This window comes from Pseudarthrobacter sp. CC12, from assembly GCF_039907755.1.
Classification (GTDB): Bacteria; Actinomycetota; Actinomycetes; order Actinomycetales; family Micrococcaceae; genus Arthrobacter; species Arthrobacter niigatensis.
This window is the reverse complement of record NZ_JARDJH010000006.1, coordinates 1-18587: the sequence shown is the minus strand read 5'-3', so window position 1 is coordinate 18587 and position 18587 is coordinate 1. Positions and strand designations below refer to the sequence as shown.

Below are 18587 nucleotides of genomic sequence, written 5' to 3'. Positions count from 1 at the left end.
AGGTACCGCACTTGGGAAACTGGCCGCATGCGGATCTCGGTCCTGCAAGGGGACATTACGCAGCGGCGGGTGGACGCGGTGGTGAACGCCGCGAATTCCTCGCTGCTCGGCGGCGGGGGCGTGGACGGTGCGCTGCACCGGGCCGCCGGGCCGGAACTGCTTGAGGCGTGCCGGGAACTTCGCGCGGCCCGGCTGCCGCACGGCCTGCAGACCGGCGCCGCCGTGGCAACCCCGGCCTTCCGGTTGCCGGCCCGCTGGGTGATCCACACGGTGGGACCCAACCGGCATGCGGGGCAGACGAACCCGGCACTCCTGGTGTCCTGCTTCAGTGAGAGCCTGCGCCTGGCTGAGACGTTGGATGTCCGGGAGCTGGCCTTCCCTGCTGTGGGAGCCGGGGCTTACGGGTGGAGCGCTGGGGCTGTTGCCGCGGCGGCGCAGGAAGCGCTAACCGGTTTCCGGGCTGCCCATCCGGCCGCCGGGCTGGAGCTGGTGGAGTTCGTGCTGCGCACCGCGGAAGTGGAGGCGGTGTTCAGGGACGTCCTCGGGGGTTAGGCCCGTGCCCGGACCGCTTCGCTGAGTTCCAGGCTGCTGCGGTATTCCACGGGCTTTCCGGAGACCGGGTCAACGAACCTGATGCCGCGGGCCAGGAGCTGGAGCGGCCTGGAGTAGTCGTCCGGCGCCTTGTCCAGCAGGTGGGGGTAGAAGGCGTCGTTCACGATCCCCAGCCCCAGCGAAGCCATGTGGACGCGCAGCTGGTGGGTCTTCCCGGTGTGCGGGTCCAGGCGGTACCTGGCCAGCCGGTGCCCTGCGCCGTCGGCACCTGCCGCAGGCCCGCCGTCGAACGTTTCCAGCCGCTCAATCCGGGTTTCCGCGTTCGGCTCACCGTCGATGACCTCCGCCAGCAGGTAGCTGCGGGACTTGGTCATCCGGTTGCGGACCACCACGGGGAAGTCGACGGCGGGGTGCCCCGGCGAAGGCTCGGCGGCGGACACGCATTCGTACTCCTTCTGCACCTGCCGCTTCTCGAAGAGCACCTGGTATTTGCCCCGGGTCTGCGGGTTGGTGGAGAAGAGCAGCACGCCGGCCGTCATGCGGTCCAGCCGGTGCATGGGGATCAGGTCCGGCAGGTCCAGCTGGTTCCGGAGGCGCACCAGGGCGGATTCCTGGATGTAGGTGCCGCCCGGCGTGGTGGGCAGGAAGTGCGGCTTGTCCACCACCAGCAGGTGCTCGTCCCGGTAGAGGATGCCGATCTCCACCGGCAGCCGCGTTTCCGGCGGCAGGGTGCGGTAGTACCAGATGAAGGTGTGGTCCTCGAGCCTGGTGTGCCGGGTCAGCGGTACGCCGCCCTCGCCAACGATCTCGCCGGCGTCGAACCTGTCCTCGATGCCCTGCGGATCAATGTGGCCCCAACGGTGCATCATGTAGTCCATCGCGGTGTCCCACGGGCCCTCGTCCGGAAGGCGCAGGCGGGTGGCGTTGACGCCGTCGCGCACGGGGAGGGGGGATTGCATCACCGGTCCATTCTACCGGGGGCAGGTGGCCGGAGCGGGTGGGATCCGACGATAAAAAAGTTCTTGACAAAAAAAGTTGTCGGTAGGCACACTGGTGGCATGCAGGACATCGCAGTTATCGAGGACCCCGCAGCCGCCGAGGCATCCCTGGACCCTATCCGCACGCGGATCCTGAGGGAGCTGGTGCTGCCGGCGTCAGCCACGCAGCTGGCAGTGCGCGTCGGACTTCCCCGGCAAAAGGTGAATTACCACCTCAAGGCCCTGGAACGGCATGGCCTGGTGGAACTGGTGGAGGAGCGCCGCAAGGGCAACGTGACCGAGCGGGTCCTGCAGGCGGCGGCGGCCTCCTACCTGATCTCGCCGTCCGCGCTGGCCGCAGTGTCCCCGGACCCGGGCCGGTTCGCCGACCACTTCTCGGCTTTCTGGCTGCTGGCGCTGGCGGGACGGATGGTGCAGGAAGTGGGCAAGCTCATCACCGGCGCCGCCGCGGCCCGGCAGAAGCTGGCCACCTTCGCGATCGACGGCGACATTACCTTCCGCACTGCCGCGGACAGGGCCGCGTTCGCCGAGGAGCTCGGTGTCGAGGTGACCCGGCTGGTGGACAAGTACCACGACGGCGGCGGGTCGCCCCGCGGGCGGCGGCACCGGCTCGTGGTTGCGCTGCATCCGGCACTCAAAGAAACCAATGCCTCCACGGCAACCAACGAAACAGCAGGCAAGGAGCAGGACAAATGAGCGACAAACGGGACTTCGAGATCGTCCAGGACACCGAACTGCCCGGCACCCCCGAGCGGGTGTGGGAAGCCGTTACCAACGGAACGCCTGCATGGATGTTCCCCACGGACCAATGGCCGGCAGTCAAGACCGTTGAGGAATACCCCCACCATCTTGTGTCCCGGATGGAGGGGCCGGACGGCTGGTTCAACCAGCTGGAGCACGTGCTGGAACCGCTGGACGGCGGCCGTGCCCGGCTCCACTATGTCCACAGCGGCATCTTCGCTGAAAACTGGGACCAGCAGTACGACGGCGCCAGCCGCCACACCGAGTTCTACCTGCACACGCTGGGCCAGTACCTGCAGTACTTCGACGGCCGCCCCGTGGTGTTCACCGACATCCAGGCCCCGGCGGCGTCCCAGACAGCGGACGGCTTCACCCGCCTCCGTGACGCACTGGGCGCCGGTTCCACAGGGCCGGGCGCCACGGTTGATGTGGAGCTCGACGCCGTGGGGCGGCTGGCGGGCGAGGTGGACTTCGCGAATGAGCACTTCCTGGGCATCCGCACACCGGACGCCCTCTACCGGTTCTTCGGCCGCAACGCGTGGGGTGCCCCCGTGGGCATGACGGTGCACGATTTCAGCGGCTCCGGCGATTCCGGGACCACGGCCAAGGCGTGGAGCGGTTTCCTGGAGCGGGTGTACGCGTAGCTCCCGCTTCCCGTTCCGCGCCCAGATCGCCGGAAAGCTGCGGGGTAGCCGTCTTTTTCCGGCGGTGACGCACCGTCCCGGCGATTCCGGCAGCTGCCGCTCAGGCGATGGCGACGGCGGGAGCCTGGGTGAGCGAACGCCGCAGCTGGGGTGCGGCGTCCAGCCGGTCCTGGGCCGCCCGGAGTGCCAGGACGGCCACCTCCAGTTTGTCCGGCGGCAGGGTGAAGGGCAGCCGCAGGTTGCGTTCGAAGGCGCCGCCGATTCCGAACCGGGGCCCGGCCGCCAGCCTGATGCCATAGTCCGGGGCAAGGACTGTCAGCGCCGTACTGATGGGGGCGGGGAGCCGGCACCATACGGAGAGGCCTCCGGCAGGCGGTGCCGCCTGCCACGTTGGAAGGTGTTCCGCCAGGAGATCCAGGAGGGCTGACCGGTTGCGGCGCAGCGTCTGCAGCAGGGCCGGCAGCGGTTCCTCCAGTGCCCGCACCAGGTGGGCTGCCGCGAGCTGCTCCATGACGGGGCCGCCCAGGTCCAGGGTGGTCCGGGCCGCCGCAAAGCGCTGGATCATGGACTCCGAGGCGCGGATCCAGCCCGTGCGCAGGCCGCCCCAGTGGGACTTGCTCAAGGAGCCAATGGACACCACAGTGCTGCCGAAGCCGGCAAGGGGCGTGGTGGCGGTGCCGTCGAGGTTGAGGTCCCGGAGCGTTTCGTCTGCCACCAAAACGGTTCCGGCCGCCGCCGCCGCGCGGACCAGTTGGCGGCGCTGGGCATTAGGCATGATCAGGCCTGTGGGGTTGTGGAAGTCCGGGACAAGGTAGGCAAGTTTTGGCTTCTGCTGCACCATGGCAGTTTCCATGGCCGGCAGGTCCCAGCCGGACCCGGCAAAGGCGACCGGGACGGGTCGGCACTTCGCGGAGCGGATGGCATCCAGCGCGTGGGGATAGCTGGGGTGTTCCACCAGGACCCGGTCCTGCCGGTCAGCCAGGGTGCGGATGATGATGGTCAGGGCGTGCTGGGCTCCGGAGGTCACCATGACCTGGCCCGGCTGGGTTGGCACTCCGGCCGCCGTGTAGCGGTCCGCGACGGCCTGCCGCAGCGGCAGCAGTCCCAGGGCGTCGTAGCCAAACCCGGGCAGCAGTGCCGGCAGCTCCGTCAGCGCTGCGGCGAAGGCCCGGTGCACCACCTCGCCGCTGGCAGGCAGCGCCGAATAGGCCAGATCCACCAGTCCCGCGGGTGCGGTGAGTCCGGGCGCGGTAAGCCCGGGTGCGGTGAGCCCGGGGGCCGGCAACGCCCCGGTGGATGGAGGCTGCGGACCGAAGAGGGCCGAACCAAAAGGGGTCAATTCCGGAATGCGTGTGCGCCCGCGGCTGCCCTGGCCGCTGCTGAGGAATCCCTGCTCCCGAAGGCTTGAATACGCCGCCGTTACCGTCGTCCTGCTGATATCGAGTGCGGCGCACAGCGCGCGCTCGCTGGGGAGCGCCGTATCCAGCGGGATCCTGCCGTCCAGGATGAGCAGCCGGATGACGTCGGCGAGTTCGCGGTATGCCGGCCCCGTCCTGGTGTTCCACGGGCCGAGGAGGCGCGACAGCGCGAGGGCGGTAAGGGCGGCAGGCATGTAGCCAGTATTTCAGACTGGATATGTAATTCAATGCCAGTTTGCTGTGATCATGGTTCCATGATGACCCGCAGACTCGTCCAGCTGTTCACCGGCCTCGCCATGTACGGCATCTCCCTGGCCATGTTTATCCGCGCCGGCCTGGGCCTGGATCCGTGGGACGTGTTCCATCAGGGTCTGGCCAACCGGACAGGGCTGAGCATCGGCGTGGTGGTAATCGCCGTGAGCTTCCTGGTGCTGCTGCTGTGGATTCCGCTGCGGCAGATGCCCGGCTTCGGGACGCTCTGCAATGCCATTCTGGTGGGCGTCTTCGCGGACATCGGGTTGGCACTGATCCCGACGGTCAGCTACCTGGCCGGCCAGATCGGCCTCCTCGCGGGCGCAGTGCTGGCCAATGCCGTGGCCTCTGCGTGCTACATCGGTGCCGGATTCGGGCCGGGTGCCCGCGATGGCCTCATGACGGGGCTTGCCCGGCGCACTGGATGGACGGTCAGGTTTTCCCGGACGCTGATTGAGGTGACGGTGCTGGCGGCCGGCTGGCTGCTGGGCGGATCGGTGGGTGTGGGCACCGTGGTTTACGCCCTGGCGATTGGTCCCCTGGTCCACCTCCTGCTGCCGCGCTTCGTGGTTGGCCCCGGCAAGGCCAGTGCCGCCAGGGAACCCACCACCGCGAACTGTTAAAGCGCCTGACTGTTAGGGCGCCTGGCTGTACGTCAGGCAGGCGGGGGCTGGCACCTCGGACAGAAGTAGATGTCCCGCTCCTCTTCGCCGTTTGGCTTGCCCAGGAGCCCCCGCTGGATGGGGGTGCCGCACTTGAGGCACGGCCGCCGTTCTCCGCCGTAGACCCAGTAGCCCGGCCTGCCCGCCATCCTGCCCACCGGCATGCCCCGGTTATTGAGGATGGTGACGCGGCGCCCCGCACCCAGGTTGACCTCCAGGAGCTGCTTGGCGTCGGTCATCATGGTCCGCACGTCTGCGACATCGGCAACCGGGGTGGCGGGATGCACCCCCGACAGGAAGCACGCCTCGCAACGGTAGATGTTTCCTATGCCGGCGAGGTTCCGCTGGTCCAGGAGTGCCACACCGATGGGAACCTCGGGGCGCGACCTGACGCGCCGTTCGGCCTCGTCCAGGTCCCAGTCAGGGCCCAGGAGGTCCGGGCCGAGAAAGCCCACAATCGAGTCTTCGTTGGCGGTGGCCACCACTTCCACGACGCCCAGCGAGAAGCCGACGGCGTCCGCCACGGCAGTGCGCAGAACGCACCGGGCGGTGTAACCCGGTTTCCGCCACCTCCCGCCGGGCGGGTAAACCTGCCAGGCGCCTTCCATCTTCAGGTGCGAGTGGATGGTCAGCCTCTTGTCCTCGGGGCTGACCACACGCATCAGCAGGTGCTTGCCCCTGGGGACCACTTCATCCACGGTCCAGCCGGAAAGGTCCAGGGTGGCGAACCGGGGCACGCGGAAGTCAGAGGCCATCAGTGTCTGTCCCGCCAGGGCCTCATGCAGCTGGTGCGCGGCCCGCCAGACAGAATCCCCCTCAGGCACGGATCCTCAGTCCTTTCGGCGTGGAGTAGGCTCCGGCGGCGCTGAGGGCAGCGGCAACAGGGGTATCGAGGATGCCGTGGCCGTTCACCTTCTCCATGATCAGCTTGTCCACCGCTCCACGGGTCACGACTCCCACCAGCGCTGCCCCTGCCGCGGCGAGGACGGCGTCGTCGTCGCTGAAAGCCAGCAGCGTCTTTCCGCCGCGCTCCACGTAGAGAACCAGCGCACCGTCCACCAGCACCACCAGCGCCCCGGCTTTGCGGCCGGGTCGGTGGCCGGTACCGGCGTCGTCCTGCGGGGCGGGCCAGGGGAGTGCGGCGCCGTAGGGGTTGGCCGGATCTGTGGCGGCGAGGGCAAGTGCCACGGGTTCAGCCTTGGCCAGCCCGGTGTCCTCCGAGTAGGAGCGAAGCCGGTCCACGGTGGCGGGCACTGCGAACTGGGCGGCGCCCAGGTGCTCGATAAAGTAGCCGCGGCGGCAGCGGCCGGCTTCCTCCAGCCGGGCCAGTACCTTGTACATGAGTCCGAAACCCCCCAGGATCTGCTCAGCCATGACCGAACCCCTGGTAACCACGCCGTAGCGGTCCAGCAGGAGTTCCGCGGTGGCACGGGCGTGGATGGTGGCATCGAGTTCAGGTTCGGGCAGCGCGGACCAGCGGCCAGCGGCAGTGGGCGGCGTCGCTGCGCCCGGGGATCCGTAGCGGCCGCCGGACAGTCCGGGGGACCCCATCAGGCCGGTGCCATGGGAACGGCCCAGCCGGCTCAGCCGTGGTGCCCTTGCCCGCGGTGCGCGGGCAACCTGGCGGTGGGCGGTGTGGCCCCCGGCGATCAGGGCCCGCACGGGGGCGAAGGTGTCTCCGGTGATCCGGCCGGCCCAGGCCAGGTCCCAGAGCGCTGCCACTACTTCCTGGTCGCTGAGGACGGCGTCCATTCCGCCGGCAACCTCGGACAGTTGCCGGAAGAAATACCCGCCGCCGTTGTTCCGCAGGTGATCAAGGAGCCGTTGGCCGGCGTCCCCTGGTTCGAACTCGGGGGACGGGTTCAACGTCAGCTCCACCGAATCCGCCAGGTGGAGGCTGATCCAGCCGTCGTTCCCGGGCAACGCCCCGGCCCCGGACCACAGGACCTCGCCGGCAGCCATCAACTCATCGAGCATGGCCGGCTGGTAGTTGGACACGCGGGTGGACAGCACCAGGGGTTCCCATGCCGAGGCGGGGACGGGTACTCCCGAGAGCTGGTCGATGGCAGTGATGATGCCGTCCAGTCCGCGCAGCGAGGGCTGTCCGCGGCCGCCGCCGGGGGTCCTGACATGTTGCCATGCGGGGAGGAAGCGTCCGTAGGCGGCGGCGTCCACCGGTTCCACTTCCGCGCGCAGGGCGGCCAGGGAGCGACGCCGGAGTTTGCGCAGCACTTCGGCGTCGCACCATTCGCTGGTGATGGTGTGTGGGACGTCAGCGCCGGGGGCGTTGGCTGGCGGCGGTGCTGCTCCGTCAATTTGCGGCGCTGCGTCAGCTTCCTCTCGGGCCGGCGGGGTCACATGCGGCCTGAATTCCCCTTCCACCACGCGGCCGTCCGCCGCCAGGCGCTTTAGCGCGGTGCCCACCACGGCCACGCCCAGGCCCAGCCGGGCCGCAGCCTCCGCCGCGGTGAAGGGGCCGTGGGTGCGGGCATACCGGGAGACGAGGTCGCCCAGGGGATCGGCAACCGGCTCAATGAAGGCCAGCGGAACACCCATCGGCAGCGGCACGCCGATGGCATCGCGGAGGCGGGCGGCGTCCTCCACCGCGGCGAAGCGTTCCACGCCGCCGATGTTGACCTTGATGGCACGGTTGGCGCGCTGCAACGCCAGGAGGTGGGCGTTGGCGTCCGCCGCAGTGGCGGAGGGGGTTTCGGCGCGTGCAGCCTCCACGGGCTCGCCCACCGGTCCGGCCGACTCATGGGCCGCGGGTTCGTTGGCCTCGACGACAGGGGTTTCGGCAGGTTCCAGCCGCAAAGCGGCCTCTTCCGGATCGAGGGGCCCCAACAGCCGCAGCAGGTCCGCCACGCCTTCCATTCCGCGTGCACGGCGGTCCGGGGCGAGGCGCTGGAGCTCGCGTTCGGTGGCGTCGATGACCTTCGCGTCCAGGAGTTCGCGCAGTTCCACCCTGCCCAGCAGCTCATTGAGCAGCGTGGAGTCCAGCGCCAGCGCGGCGGCGCGCCGCTCCGCGAGCGGGGAATCGCCCTCGTACAGGAACTGGGCCACGTAGCCAAAGAGAAGGGACTTGGCGAACGGTGAGGGCTGCTGCGTGGTGGTCTGCAGGATCCGCAGTTCCCGCCGTTCCACGGATGCGGCGATGTCCTTCAGCGCCGGCAGGTCGTAGACGTCCTGCAAGCACTCGCGCACGGTCTCCAGCACGATCGGGAACGTGGGGTATTTCCGGGCCACATCCAGCAGCTGGGCGGACCGCTGGCGCTGCTGCCACAGGGGCTGGCGTTTGCCGGGGGTCTGCCGGGGCAGCAGGAGCGCCCGTGCCGCGCATTCCCGGAACCGGGAGGCGAAGAGGGCGCTGCCACCCACCTCGGCGGTGACAACCTGTTCCAGTTCCTCGGGATCGAAGAGGAACAGCTCGGCGCCCGGCGGCTCGTCCTCCATCATGGGCACCCGCAGCACGATGCCGTCGTCGGCCGCCATGGCGGACCCATCCAGCCCGTAGCGCTGGTGCAGCCGCTGCCCCACAGCCAATGCCCAGGGCGCGTGCACCGGCATGCCGAACGGGCTGTGCAGGATCACGCGCCAGTCGCCCAATTCGTCGTGGAACCGCTCCACCACCAGCGTGGTGTCGCTGGGGACCACCTCGGTGGCCTGCTTCTGCTCCGTGAGGTACTGGATGAGGTTGTTGGCGGCGAAGTCGTCCAGTCCGCTGGCCTTGCAGCGCTCGGTGGCAGGGCCGGCATCGGACGCGGACAGCTCGCGGACAAACGCACCCAGGGCGCGGCCCAGGTCCACCGGCCGGCCCAGCGAATCACCCTTCCAGAAAGGCAGCTTTCCGGGCTGCCCGAATGCAGGGGAGACCAGGACGCGGTCGTGCGTAGTGTCCTCGATCTTCCAGCTGGTGGCGCCCAGGGCAAAGACGTCGCCCACCCGGGACTCGTAGACCATTTCCTCGTCAAGCTCGCCTACGCGGCGGCCACCCTTGGGCGCGCGCGCCGGTTTGCCGTCCCCGGAGGGGGAGGCAGAGCCTTCCTGTTCAGTGCCGATGATGTAGACGCCGAACAGCCCGCGGTCCGGGATGGTGCCGCCGGACGTCACGGCCAGGCGCTGCGCTCCCGGCCGGCCCTCGATGGTACCGGCGTTGCGGTCCCAGATGATCCTGGGCCTGAGCTCGGCGAATTCGTCGGAGGGATACCGCCCGGCCAGCAGATCCAGGGTGGCTTCGAACGCGGATCGTGGGAGGGACGCAAAAGGCGCGGAGCGTCGCACGGTGCTGAACCATTCCTCCACGTCAATGCTGCCCAGTGCCGTGGCGGCCACGGTCTGCTGGGCCAGGATGTCCAACGGGTTGGCAGGGATGCTGAGCCGCTCGATCTTGCCGTCCAGCATGCGCTCCACCGTGATGGCGGTGTGGACCAGGTCAGCGCGGTGCTTCGGGAAGAGGACGCCCTGGGAGATCTCGCCCACCTGGTGCCCGGCGCGGCCCACCCGCTGCAGGCCGCTGGCCACCGAGGGGGGCGATTCAACCTGTACGACCAGGTCCACGGCACCCATGTCGATGCCCAGCTCCAGCGAGGAGGTTGCCACCACGCACCGAAGCCGGCCGGACTTGAGGTCGTCCTCGATAAGCGCGCGCTGGTCCTTCGATACGGAACCGTGGTGGGCGCGGGCCAGGACCGGATCTGCCCCGGCGGAGCTTCCGGCCTGGGCCATCATGTGCGCCGGGGTGGCGGTTGACACGGGAATGCCCGACGCCGGTTCCCCCGCAGTGCCGGGCGGAGCCGCCTGCCCTTCCGGACCGGGCCCGTCCCAGCCGCCGCCGACGGCAACCAGTTGGCGTTCGGCGTAGATCTCGTTGAGCCTGGCCGTGAGACGCTCCGCGAGGCGCCGGGAATTGGCGAAGACGATGGTGGACTGGTTGGCCAGCACCAGGTCCACGATCTTTTCCTCCACGTGCGGCCAGATGGACGCCTGCGGCTGCAGCCCCGATGCCGGGCCGGAATCGAACGCCCCGGCCGCGCCCTGCAGGTCTGACATGTCCTCCACCGGCACGGAAACCGTCAGGTCCCAGTTCTTCCGGGCCGGCGGAGCGACGATTTCCACCGGTGCCGAGCCCGCAAGGAACTGCGCCACGAGTTCCCGGGGTTCCACCGTGGCAGAAAGCCCGATGCGCTGTGCGGGTTTGGGCAGCAGCGCGTCCAGCCGTTCCAGTGATACGGCAAGGTGCGCTCCCCGCTTGGTGCCCGCCACGGCGTGGACCTCGTCAAGGATGATGGTGTCCACCTCGGTGAGCGTCTCCCGGGCCTTTGACGTGAGCATGAGGAACAGCGACTCGGGGGTGGTGATGAGGATGTCCGGCGGGTTGCTCAGGAGCCCGCGGCGCTCAGCTGCGGGCGTATCCCCGGACCGGACCCCCACGGTGATCAGCGGCGCGGGTAGCCCAAGCCGCTTTGCGGTCTGGGTAATGCCGATCAGCGGGGAGCGCAGGTTCCGCTCCACGTCCACGCCCAACGCCTTCAGCGGCGATATGTAGAGGACGCGGGTCTTGCGCTTGGGTGCCCGCGCGCGTTTGCCTTTGGCCGGCGGCTCCTCCGCGACAGGCTCAGGGGCGTGCGAGACCAGGAGCCGGTCCAAGGCCCAGAGGAAGGCGGCGAGGGTCTTTCCGGAGCCGGTGGGGGCCACCACCAGGGCATGCGAGCCGGAGGAAATGGCGTTCCAGGCGCCGGCCTGCGCCGGAGTCGGCTCCGAAAATGCGCCCAGGAACCAATCCCGGGTGGGCCGGCTGAACTGGCCCATGGGCGCAGCCGTACCGGAGGCACCGCCGCCGGCAGGACGCTGTTCCTGGTTCATGCCTCCATCATGCCCCACGGCACCGACACCCAACTCACGCAGGCCCGGCCTGAGGCAGGTCCTTGGTGGCAGGGCCCTCAAGCAGCTTGCCTTCGTTGGTGAACCGCGAGCCGTGCAGGGGACAGTCCCACGTCTGTTCGTTGTCGTTCCAATGCAAAATGCCGCCCAAATGGGTGCAGACCGCAGACAACCTGCAGGTGTTTCCGCCAACGGTGGATACTGCCACCGGCCGGTTGCCGTCGCGGTAAACGCTGCCATGGCCATCGGCCGGGGCTGTGGCAGTCGCGTGTTCGCCAGGGACGGGTGCGGGGGCCGCAGCGACAGGAGTAGTGCCCGCGCCCGGAACAGGAGGCGCAGGAGGCCGGTCCTTGTCACGTTTGAACCCGTCAAACCTCCGGCCCTCCGCCGCCAGCTTCCCCCAGTCCGAGGCCAGCCTGGCCGCCACCCCGGCGTTCAGCGTGACGGCGGAAAACGCGCCGGCTGGTGCCGTGATGCGGTGGTGGATGGTGTCAGCCCAGGGCATCTTTCCGCCGAGGATGTCCGCCGAGATCCCCAGGGCGGCGGCCACCGCGTTGGTCATTCCCCATTTGTTGTAACCGGTGCCAAAGTAGATCCGGCCCTTACCCCGGGGAAGCTTGCCAAAGAATGGCATGAGGTTGGTGGGGTGGTAGTCCTGCGCGGACCACATGTGGGTGGCAACAGCACCGGGATAGTGCTTGTCCGCCCAGGACAGCAGGCCGGCCAGGTGCGCCTTCTCGGAATCGGTCCTGCCCACGTGGTGCCCGTGCCCGCCCACCAGCAGCAGGTTCCGCCCGTCCACCTCATAGTCCCGCAGCGAATGGGTGGGTTCTTCGACGGAGATGTACATTCCCGGCGGAGGTGCTTGCTCCTCCTGGAGTTGAAGCGCGGCCGCGTAGGAACGGGCGGGCTTCATCTTGGCGAAGTACAGGCCGCGGTCCAGGACCGGGATGCCGGTGGCCAGCACTACTTTGTCCGCCCTGACGCTGCCCCGGTCGGTCCGGACAATGGAGGGCGCGTCACCGGTCACGTCGCGAAGCCGGACTCCGCCCATGATGCGGCCGCCCCGGCTCCGGATGTCCGCCACCAGGGCATCGAGGACATCCATCGGGTTGATCTGGGCCTGGCCGCGCAGGCGCACGGCGCCGTGGACGGGAAACGGAAGGCCGGCGTCGCGAACATAGTCCACGTCCAGCCCGGCAGTGCCGGCGGCGCTGAGCTCTTCCCGCAGTTTCTCAGTGCCTTGGGCCGACGCAGCGTATGTGTAGGCGGTGCGGCGCTGGAAGGGCACGTTTTGTTCCTCGAGGTAGCGCAACAGCCACGCCTGTCCCTCCCGGTTCCCGTCCACGTATGCCTGCACCTGTTTCCGCGAATACTGGCGGGCGAGCCGGGACAGGAACGTGCCCTGCAGCAGGGAGACCTTGGCGGTGGAATTGCCGGTGCTGACGGCTCCCGGGTGGCGGGCCTCGAGCACCAGCACGCTTTGCCCGGACCGGGCCAGCAGCAGGGCGGTGACCAATCCGGTGAGCCCTGCACCCGCCACGACCGTGTCGTACCTGGAATCCGGTTCGAACGGATCTGCGGCGAAGGGAGCCCTGCGGTCCAGCCAAATCGACGTCATGCCAGTCCAACCTGCCTTCGGTCCACAACCTCACAAGCCCGATTTGCGACGGGTCCGTTATGCACCCCTGCTACTCGCGGCATATTTGATAAGTGTACTTATGAAATCGGTTTTTGGTCCGACGGCGGTCCAACATAAACGTCAGGGTGCCCCGGCTTGTCGGCCGGGGCACCCTGACGTCATTCGGGGCTTCCGCGGGGCGTGAAGCCAAGCGGTCAGGCGGGCTGGAATGCTCCGATACTCAGCAGGGTGATGTCCGCGTTGCTGCAGGCCGTGGTGGGCTCCGGGATGAACAGGGAGTCGGTGTCCTCCGGCGGATAGATCCTGTACCCGGCGGCGTCGACAGGTGCGCAGCCCTGGTAGTTGCGGGCCTGTGTGTACCGGAGGACTGCGGTGCCGGTCTGCCCGGGGGCCAGGAGGACGTCAACGACGCCGGCGGAGTCGTCCCGGGCCGCAGGTGCGCCGATGGGGGCGCCGGTGGCTTCCGCTACGAGGGAGACGCCGGGGTAGCCGCGAAGGATGCAGGGGTCGGAGCCCTTGTTGGTGAGGTTGAGCTTCATGTAGACACTGCCGGCGGCCCCGCCGCCGGATGCGTCGGTCGCGGCGGTAAGTCCGGTCGCCTTGCATAGCCCGGGCCCGCCGGCAGCGGATGTGGCTGGGGCGGGTGAAGCGGGCGTCGACGTTGCCGGTGCCGGGGACGACGGAGGCGGCGTGGACGCCGATGCCGTGGGGGACTGGCTGGCCTGCCCGGTGGCGGGCGTGGTCGTCGTTTGGGACTGTGGCTGGCTTGGCCCGCATGCGGTGAGCAGCAGCGCCGCAGCCGCGGCCGCCGTCGTCAAGGCAAACCCCTGGGAAATTTTCTGAGACCTCATGGCACCACCTTCGCGGTAGCCGTTGCCCGCGTCAACGATGCCACATGCGGTAGCGGCAATTTGATGCCCGGATCGTGATGATCCGGGCACCAAATGCGTCCCTCCTGCCCGCCGCCTGCGACGTGGGTGCCGGCGGCGGGGGCGACGGTGCCGGCCCCCAAAGTGCCGGGCCCTGTGACGGTGTCGAGGGGCGGCGCTAGACTGCCAGCGTACGTGTTGGCGATCGAAGGAGAAGTTCATGGACTACACCGGAAGCCAGTCGGAGAAGGTCATCCAGGCCGGTGAACTGGGCCGCAGCCACATAGGGCAGACCATCAGCTTCCAGCCGAACGAGTTCACGGTGGTCTTCGGAAAGCTCGCAGGCATCGCTCGGACCGAGGCCATGGTCTACCTTTCCCTGGCGGGAGTAGGAAACGGCACGCACCTGAAGGATGAATACGACCTGCCCGTCACGCACGAGGTCTACGTGCCGGTGGATGTCATTTCCAACGCGGAATCGACCATCAAGGACCTGTTCGGGAAGGTCCAGGAGAACCTGCGGGGCGGCGGCCATAAGGGCGGCGAGGACCGGGCTGACAGGCTCTAGCCGCAACTGAACAGGGGAAGGCCGGCACCATGGTGCCGGCCTTCCCCTGTTCCTGTCGTGGTGGGTGCTTCGCCGGCTACGCCGCGGGAACGAAACTCAGGGCCGAGTTCCACTGGAACTGGGGCAGCTGCTCATTGGCTGAGAGCAGGATGTTCAGGAAACCGGTCTGCTCCAGCTGCCGTGCGCGGCGGAGTGGCCCCACCACAATGGGGGTCAGGCCGGCGGCGGAAGCGAAAGCGGCGACGGCGGCGACTGCTGGCTCATCATCTCCGGCCACCAGGACGTCCAACTTCTGGCCGGCCACTTGGCCCTCGCCAAGGGTGGCGGCAAAAGTGGTGTTGAAAGCCTTCACAACTTTCGCTCCGGTGGCCTTCTGCAGTTCCTCGGCGGCGGAGCTGCCGGCCGGAACGGAGAGGCCTTCAAAGGTGGAGAAGTCCACGGGGTTGGTGATGTCGACGTAGACCTTGCCGTCGAGGCTGTCGCCGTAGCGGGCCACGATTTCCTTGGCGGCGTCGAAGTACACGGCCGGGATGACGATGGAACCGGTGACTGCGTCGCCCAGCACGCCGGTGCTTACCTGGCCGGTGAATTCCGCGGCCAGGGCGTCGGCCTTGGCCTTGTCCCCGTGGGCCAGGATCTGGACACTGTTGCCTCCGGCGATGGCGCGGGCTGCAAGTCCGCGGGCCATGTTGCCGGTGCCGATGATGGTGATGTCAGTCATGATGTTCTTCTTTCCAAAGAGGCGGGATAGGAAATTCACTGCGGTCCTTCGTTGAAATGCCCTTACTTGAAGCTTCAACTAGTGTCTCCGTGAATCTATTCCCGGCCAGGGAAACTGCTGTCCGCTTATCAGTACCGGAGTCAGGTGGCTGGGATCCGGAGGACTTCTGCCGCTGCCCGCAGGTAGGGGGCCGGGTCGGCGTCGGTTCCGGCGGCCCAATCCAGCCAGGCCTGGAAGGTGGCGGCGATGAAGGCGGCGCTCACATACCCCGCGGTTCCTTGCGGCACCCCGGCCGCCGAGAGGTAGGCCAGAGCCTCCCGGCGCTGCGCCCCCAGCGCCTCGTGGCTGTGGCTGAGCAGTTCCGGGTGCTCTGCGATGAGCCGGAGGCGCGCCCGGGCCAGATCCGGATGAGGCAGTGCGGCCGCCCCGGCAGCCACCGCATCGGCGAGGACGCTGATCGGCGGCCCGGGCCGGGCAGGACTGCCGGCGGCAGTGGTTCCGGTGCCCAGGGCACGCAAGGATGCCTGGAGGGCTGGTTCCATGCCGCCCCACACCAGGTCCGCCTTGGTGGCGAAGTAGCGGTAAAGGCTCTTCCTCCCTATTCCCGCGGCCTGGGCGATGTCCGCCATGGAGGTCTTGCCGTATCCCTGGCGGGCAAACAGGTCCATTGCGATGCGTGCCACGGAGTCGGCGTCGATGGTCGCCGGCCTGCCCGCCGCGCGCGTGGTTTCACCGTCCACTGCTGCGCCTCCATCCGTATCGCGTGCCATTGCGTCCCTTCCATAATGACACCGCGTGTCATAAAGTGTGGGCATTACGCTCCCACTCTGGAAGGACCATCATGGCCACCGACGCATCTTGGCAGGAATCCGTCACCCCGGGCCGGTTCGCCGGCAAGACCGTCATTGTCACCGGGGCTGGCTCAGGCATCGGACAGGCCACGGCACTGCGCGTGGCGCGCGAAGGTGGACGGGTGGTGGCGGCCGACATCAGCCAGGAGCGGCTGGATGAGCTGGTGGCGCACAACGCCGACCTTGACCTGGTTCCGGTGGCGGGGGACATCTCAACGGAAGAAACAGTGGCTGCCGTCGTTGGGGCCGCCGGCGGCAAGGTAGACGCACTGGCCAACGTTGCCGGCATCATGGACAACTTCGCCCCGATCCACGACGTGGATGACGACACCTGGGACCGGGTCTTCCGCATCAACGTCACTGCGTTAATGAGGCTGACACGCGCAGTGCTGCCGTTGATGCTGGAAGCCGGCACGGGCTCCGTGGTCAACGTGGCCTCCGAAGCAGGGCTGCGGGGTTCCGCGGCCGGTGCCGCCTACACCGCGTCCAAGCATGCGGTGGTGGGCCTCACGAAAAATTCAGCCGTCATGTACGGTCCAAAGGGGCTGCGCTTCAACGCGGTGGCCCCCGGCGCCACCATCACGAACATCGTGGCCAACTGGGGATCGCAGCTGGCCGTCGAACGCCTTGGCCCGCTGATGCAGGCCAACATACCGGCGCCGGCCACCGCCGCCCAGCTCGCCGCGTCCATCACCTTCCTGCTCAGCGATGACGGCACCAACATCAATGGCGCCGTCCTTGCTTCCGACGGCGGCTGGTCGGCACTGTAGCCGGCGGCGGCGCTGCTGACCGGCAGTTAAGGCAAGCGGGCGACGGCGGGAGGTCCCGCCGTCGCCCGCCTCACCTTGGGCCGTGGGCGCCAAAGCGCGCTGCAACTAGTACGCCTTGACGCGCTGCTCCACGATGAGGTGGATCAGGGCAAACACCCCGTCGCCGTCGATGGCCGCCAACGCGGCATCCAAGGCGGCCGGCACGTCCCGGTCCTCGGTTACGGTGATGCCAAACCCTCCGAAAGCCCTGGCCATCAGCGCAAAATCGGGGTTCTTCAACTGCGTGCCGGACACGCGCTGCGGGTAGTGCCGTTCCTGGTGCGTGCGGATGGTGCCGTACTCCTGGTTGTCCATGACCACCATCAGGGGCGTGGCGCCGTACTGGGCGGCGGTGGCCAGCTCCTGCCCATTCATGAGGAACTCGCCGTCCCCCGCGATGGTCACCACCCGCCGTCCTGGCTGGGCCAGCGACGCGGCGATCGCGGACGGCACCGAGTACCCCATGGAGCCGTTGCGGGCGCTGATCATGGACGCGTAGCGGCGGGTTGGGAAATACCGGTGGGCCCAGTTGGTGTGTTCCCCGGCCCCGAACGTCACCATCGCATCCCCGGGAAGTCGGGGCACAAGGTTGGCCATCAGGGTGTCCATCCTCGCCTTGCCCGGCGCCGGGGACGCAGAAGGGAGCGCCGCGAAGCTTTCCTGCTCTCCCCGCATCCTCGCCGTCCAGGCCTTCCACTCCTCCTTGACCGGCAGGTCGATGCACTCCAGGTCCCGGACGAACGCGTCCGGTTTGGCCAGGATCTGCCGTGACACGGGTCCGGACCGCCCCCGCAGCGAAGGGTCCGCTGTCACCAGGAAGTTCTTCTTGCTCCAGTCCTGGCGGCACACGAATCCGTCAGTGATCACATCTCCGGGCACCGTGCCCACGAACACCAGGAGGTCTGTCTCCTCCAGGAGGTCATATGTGGGCCTGGGCCGGCCGTACCCGATGGGCCCCACGTAGGACGGCGAATCAAAGGACACCGTGCCTTGGGTGCGCCACTCCGCGGCGGCCGGGATGTGATGGCGCTCCAGCCAGGAAGTGAGCTGCGTGGCCGCCTCCTGCGTCCAGTCGTTGCCGCCGGTGACGAAGAGCGGCTTGCTGGATTCGGCCAGGGCAGCCTTCAGCGCCGCGGAGTCCGTGCTGCTCAATCCCCCTGCGGCTACGGGTATCGCGGGGTGGAGTTCCGGGCTGACCTGCTGGCGGATCACGTCCTCGGGCAGGCCAACAACCACGGGCCCAGGCCGTCCGCTCATCGCCGAAAACATGGCTTCGGCCACGATTTCGGAGGCCCGCTCCGGATGGTCCAGAACCATGACGCGCTTGGCGCCGGTATCGAACCAGGACTTGATGTCGAATTCCTGGAACGCTTCGCGGTCCCGGTGGGCAAACGGGATCAGGCCCACGAAGAGCAGCATGGGTGTGGAGTCCTGCCAGGCGGTGTGCAGGCCCACATGCGCATTCGCGGCGCCCGGTCCCCGGGTGACCATCGCGACACCCGGGCGTTGCTGCATCTTGCCGTCCGCCTCCGCCATGTAGGCGGCCCCGCCTTCATGCCGGCAGACGACGGTTTCAATGCTGGACTGGTGCAGGCCGTCCAGCACGTCGAGGAAGCTCTCGCCGGGAACCACGTAGGTGCGTTCCACGCCGTGGGCCACCAGCGAATCGACGATGACGTGTCCGGCGGATTTGAGGGCGGGCGCCACACGTTCCTGGTGGTGGACGACGGCGGCGGGCTGGGGACGGGAGGTGGTCAGGGTGGGCTGCGGCTCTGGTGTCATGGTCTTTCTTCAGCTCGGATGATTGCAGGCGTTGTGGTCAGGAAATGGGCGTCCGGTTGGCGATCACGGGTGCTTTCCCGGTGTAGCCGTCGCGGGTTTCGGCGATGTGGCGGATGCGGTGGCGGCAGGCGTACCAGCCGGCGACCATGAGGATGGAGGCGATGGCGGTGACGAGCATGGTCAGGGGTGAGTCGATGA

The 18587-nt window shown here is 68.4% G+C and carries 15 protein-coding genes; 6 read left to right on the top strand and 9 right to left on the bottom strand.

What is annotated here, in order from left to right:
• Positions 1-27: 27 nt before the first annotated feature.
• Positions 28-552 carry an O-acetyl-ADP-ribose deacetylase gene (locus tag PV772_RS06740; protein WP_141180719.1) on the top strand — a complete coding sequence of 175 codons (525 nt, stop codon included), beginning with the start codon at positions 28-30 and terminating at the stop codon, positions 550-552.
• On the opposite strand, the gene PV772_RS06735 is transcribed toward PV772_RS06740, so the two are convergent.
• Entirely contained in the window at positions 549-1511 is a 963-nt protein-coding gene (locus PV772_RS06735; protein ID WP_347885798.1) for an RluA family pseudouridine synthase, read from the bottom strand. The genes PV772_RS06740 and PV772_RS06735 overlap by 4 nt on opposite strands.
• A 99-nt stretch (positions 1512-1610) precedes the next feature.
• Here PV772_RS06735 and PV772_RS06730 point away from each other — a divergent pair, with 99 nt between their 5' ends.
• Positions 1611-2246, top strand: a complete 636-nt coding sequence (locus tag PV772_RS06730) for a helix-turn-helix domain-containing protein (protein WP_347885715.1) — start codon at positions 1611-1613, stop codon at positions 2244-2246.
• Complete coding sequence (locus PV772_RS06725) at positions 2243-2935, top strand: SRPBCC domain-containing protein (RefSeq protein ID WP_307360434.1); 693 nt, start codon at positions 2243-2245, stop codon at positions 2933-2935. Before PV772_RS06730 ends, PV772_RS06725 begins: the two co-directional genes overlap by 4 nt.
• Positions 2936-3035: 100 nt before the next feature.
• Here the strand turns inward: PV772_RS06725 and PV772_RS06720 are convergent, their stop codons facing one another.
• Positions 3036-4547 carry a PLP-dependent aminotransferase family protein gene (locus tag PV772_RS06720; protein WP_347885714.1) on the bottom strand — a complete coding sequence of 504 codons (1512 nt, stop codon included), beginning with the start codon at positions 4545-4547 and terminating at the stop codon, positions 3036-3038.
• 60 nt (positions 4548-4607) lie between these two features.
• Here PV772_RS06720 and PV772_RS06715 point away from each other — a divergent pair, with 60 nt between their 5' ends.
• Positions 4608-5228 carry a hypothetical protein gene (locus PV772_RS06715; protein WP_141158174.1) on the top strand — a complete coding sequence of 207 codons (621 nt, stop codon included), beginning with the start codon at positions 4608-4610 and terminating at the stop codon, positions 5226-5228.
• Positions 5229-5260: 32 nt separating this feature from the next.
• Here PV772_RS06715 and PV772_RS06710 read toward each other — a convergent pair whose 3' ends face one another.
• From PV772_RS06710 to PV772_RS06695, 4 genes are all read right to left on the bottom strand, one after another.
• The gene (locus tag PV772_RS06710) at positions 5261-6091 is read right to left on the bottom strand and encodes a DNA-formamidopyrimidine glycosylase family protein (RefSeq protein ID WP_347885713.1); all 831 of its coding nucleotides are present in this window, start codon (positions 6089-6091) and stop codon (positions 5261-5263) included.
• Positions 6084-11129 (bottom strand): DEAD/DEAH box helicase, encoded by a 5046-nt coding sequence (locus PV772_RS06705; RefSeq protein WP_347885712.1) that lies wholly within the window; start codon positions 11127-11129, stop codon positions 6084-6086. The genes PV772_RS06710 and PV772_RS06705 overlap by 8 nt, the downstream gene beginning before the upstream one ends.
• A gap of 34 nt (positions 11130-11163) precedes the next feature.
• Complete coding sequence (locus PV772_RS06700; protein WP_347885711.1) at positions 11164-12768, bottom strand: FAD-dependent oxidoreductase; 1605 nt, start codon at positions 12766-12768, stop codon at positions 11164-11166.
• Positions 12769-12983: 215 nt separating this feature from the next.
• Positions 12984-13640 (bottom strand): DUF4232 domain-containing protein, encoded by a 657-nt coding sequence (locus tag PV772_RS06695; protein ID WP_347885710.1) that lies wholly within the window; start codon positions 13638-13640, stop codon positions 12984-12986.
• Positions 13641-13878: 238 nt separating this feature from the next.
• Between PV772_RS06695 and PV772_RS06690 the strand changes: the two genes are divergently transcribed.
• Positions 13879-14226 carry a hypothetical protein gene (locus PV772_RS06690; protein WP_347885709.1) on the top strand — a complete coding sequence of 116 codons (348 nt, stop codon included), beginning with the start codon at positions 13879-13881 and terminating at the stop codon, positions 14224-14226.
• Between the two features lie 76 nt (positions 14227-14302).
• On the opposite strand, the gene PV772_RS06685 is transcribed toward PV772_RS06690, so the two are convergent.
• Together PV772_RS06685 and PV772_RS06680 are read right to left on the bottom strand one after the other, a co-directional pair.
• Positions 14303-14947 (bottom strand): NAD(P)-binding domain-containing protein, encoded by a 645-nt coding sequence (locus PV772_RS06685; RefSeq protein WP_347885708.1) that lies wholly within the window; start codon positions 14945-14947, stop codon positions 14303-14305.
• A 140-nt stretch (positions 14948-15087) separates the two neighbouring features.
• Complete coding sequence (locus PV772_RS06680) at positions 15088-15717, bottom strand: TetR family transcriptional regulator (RefSeq protein WP_141180729.1); 630 nt, start codon at positions 15715-15717, stop codon at positions 15088-15090.
• Positions 15718-15788: 71 nt separating this feature from the next.
• Here PV772_RS06680 and PV772_RS06675 point away from each other — a divergent pair, with 71 nt between their 5' ends.
• Positions 15789-16568: an SDR family NAD(P)-dependent oxidoreductase gene (locus PV772_RS06675; RefSeq protein ID WP_141158166.1), complete on the top strand. Its 780-nt coding sequence runs from the start codon at positions 15789-15791 to the stop codon at positions 16566-16568.
• A gap of 105 nt (positions 16569-16673) precedes the next feature.
• Here PV772_RS06675 and PV772_RS06670 read toward each other — a convergent pair whose 3' ends face one another.
• Complete coding sequence (locus tag PV772_RS06670) at positions 16674-18389, bottom strand: thiamine pyrophosphate-dependent enzyme (RefSeq protein WP_141158165.1); 1716 nt, start codon at positions 18387-18389, stop codon at positions 16674-16676.
• Between the last annotated feature and the right edge of the window lie 198 nt (positions 18390-18587).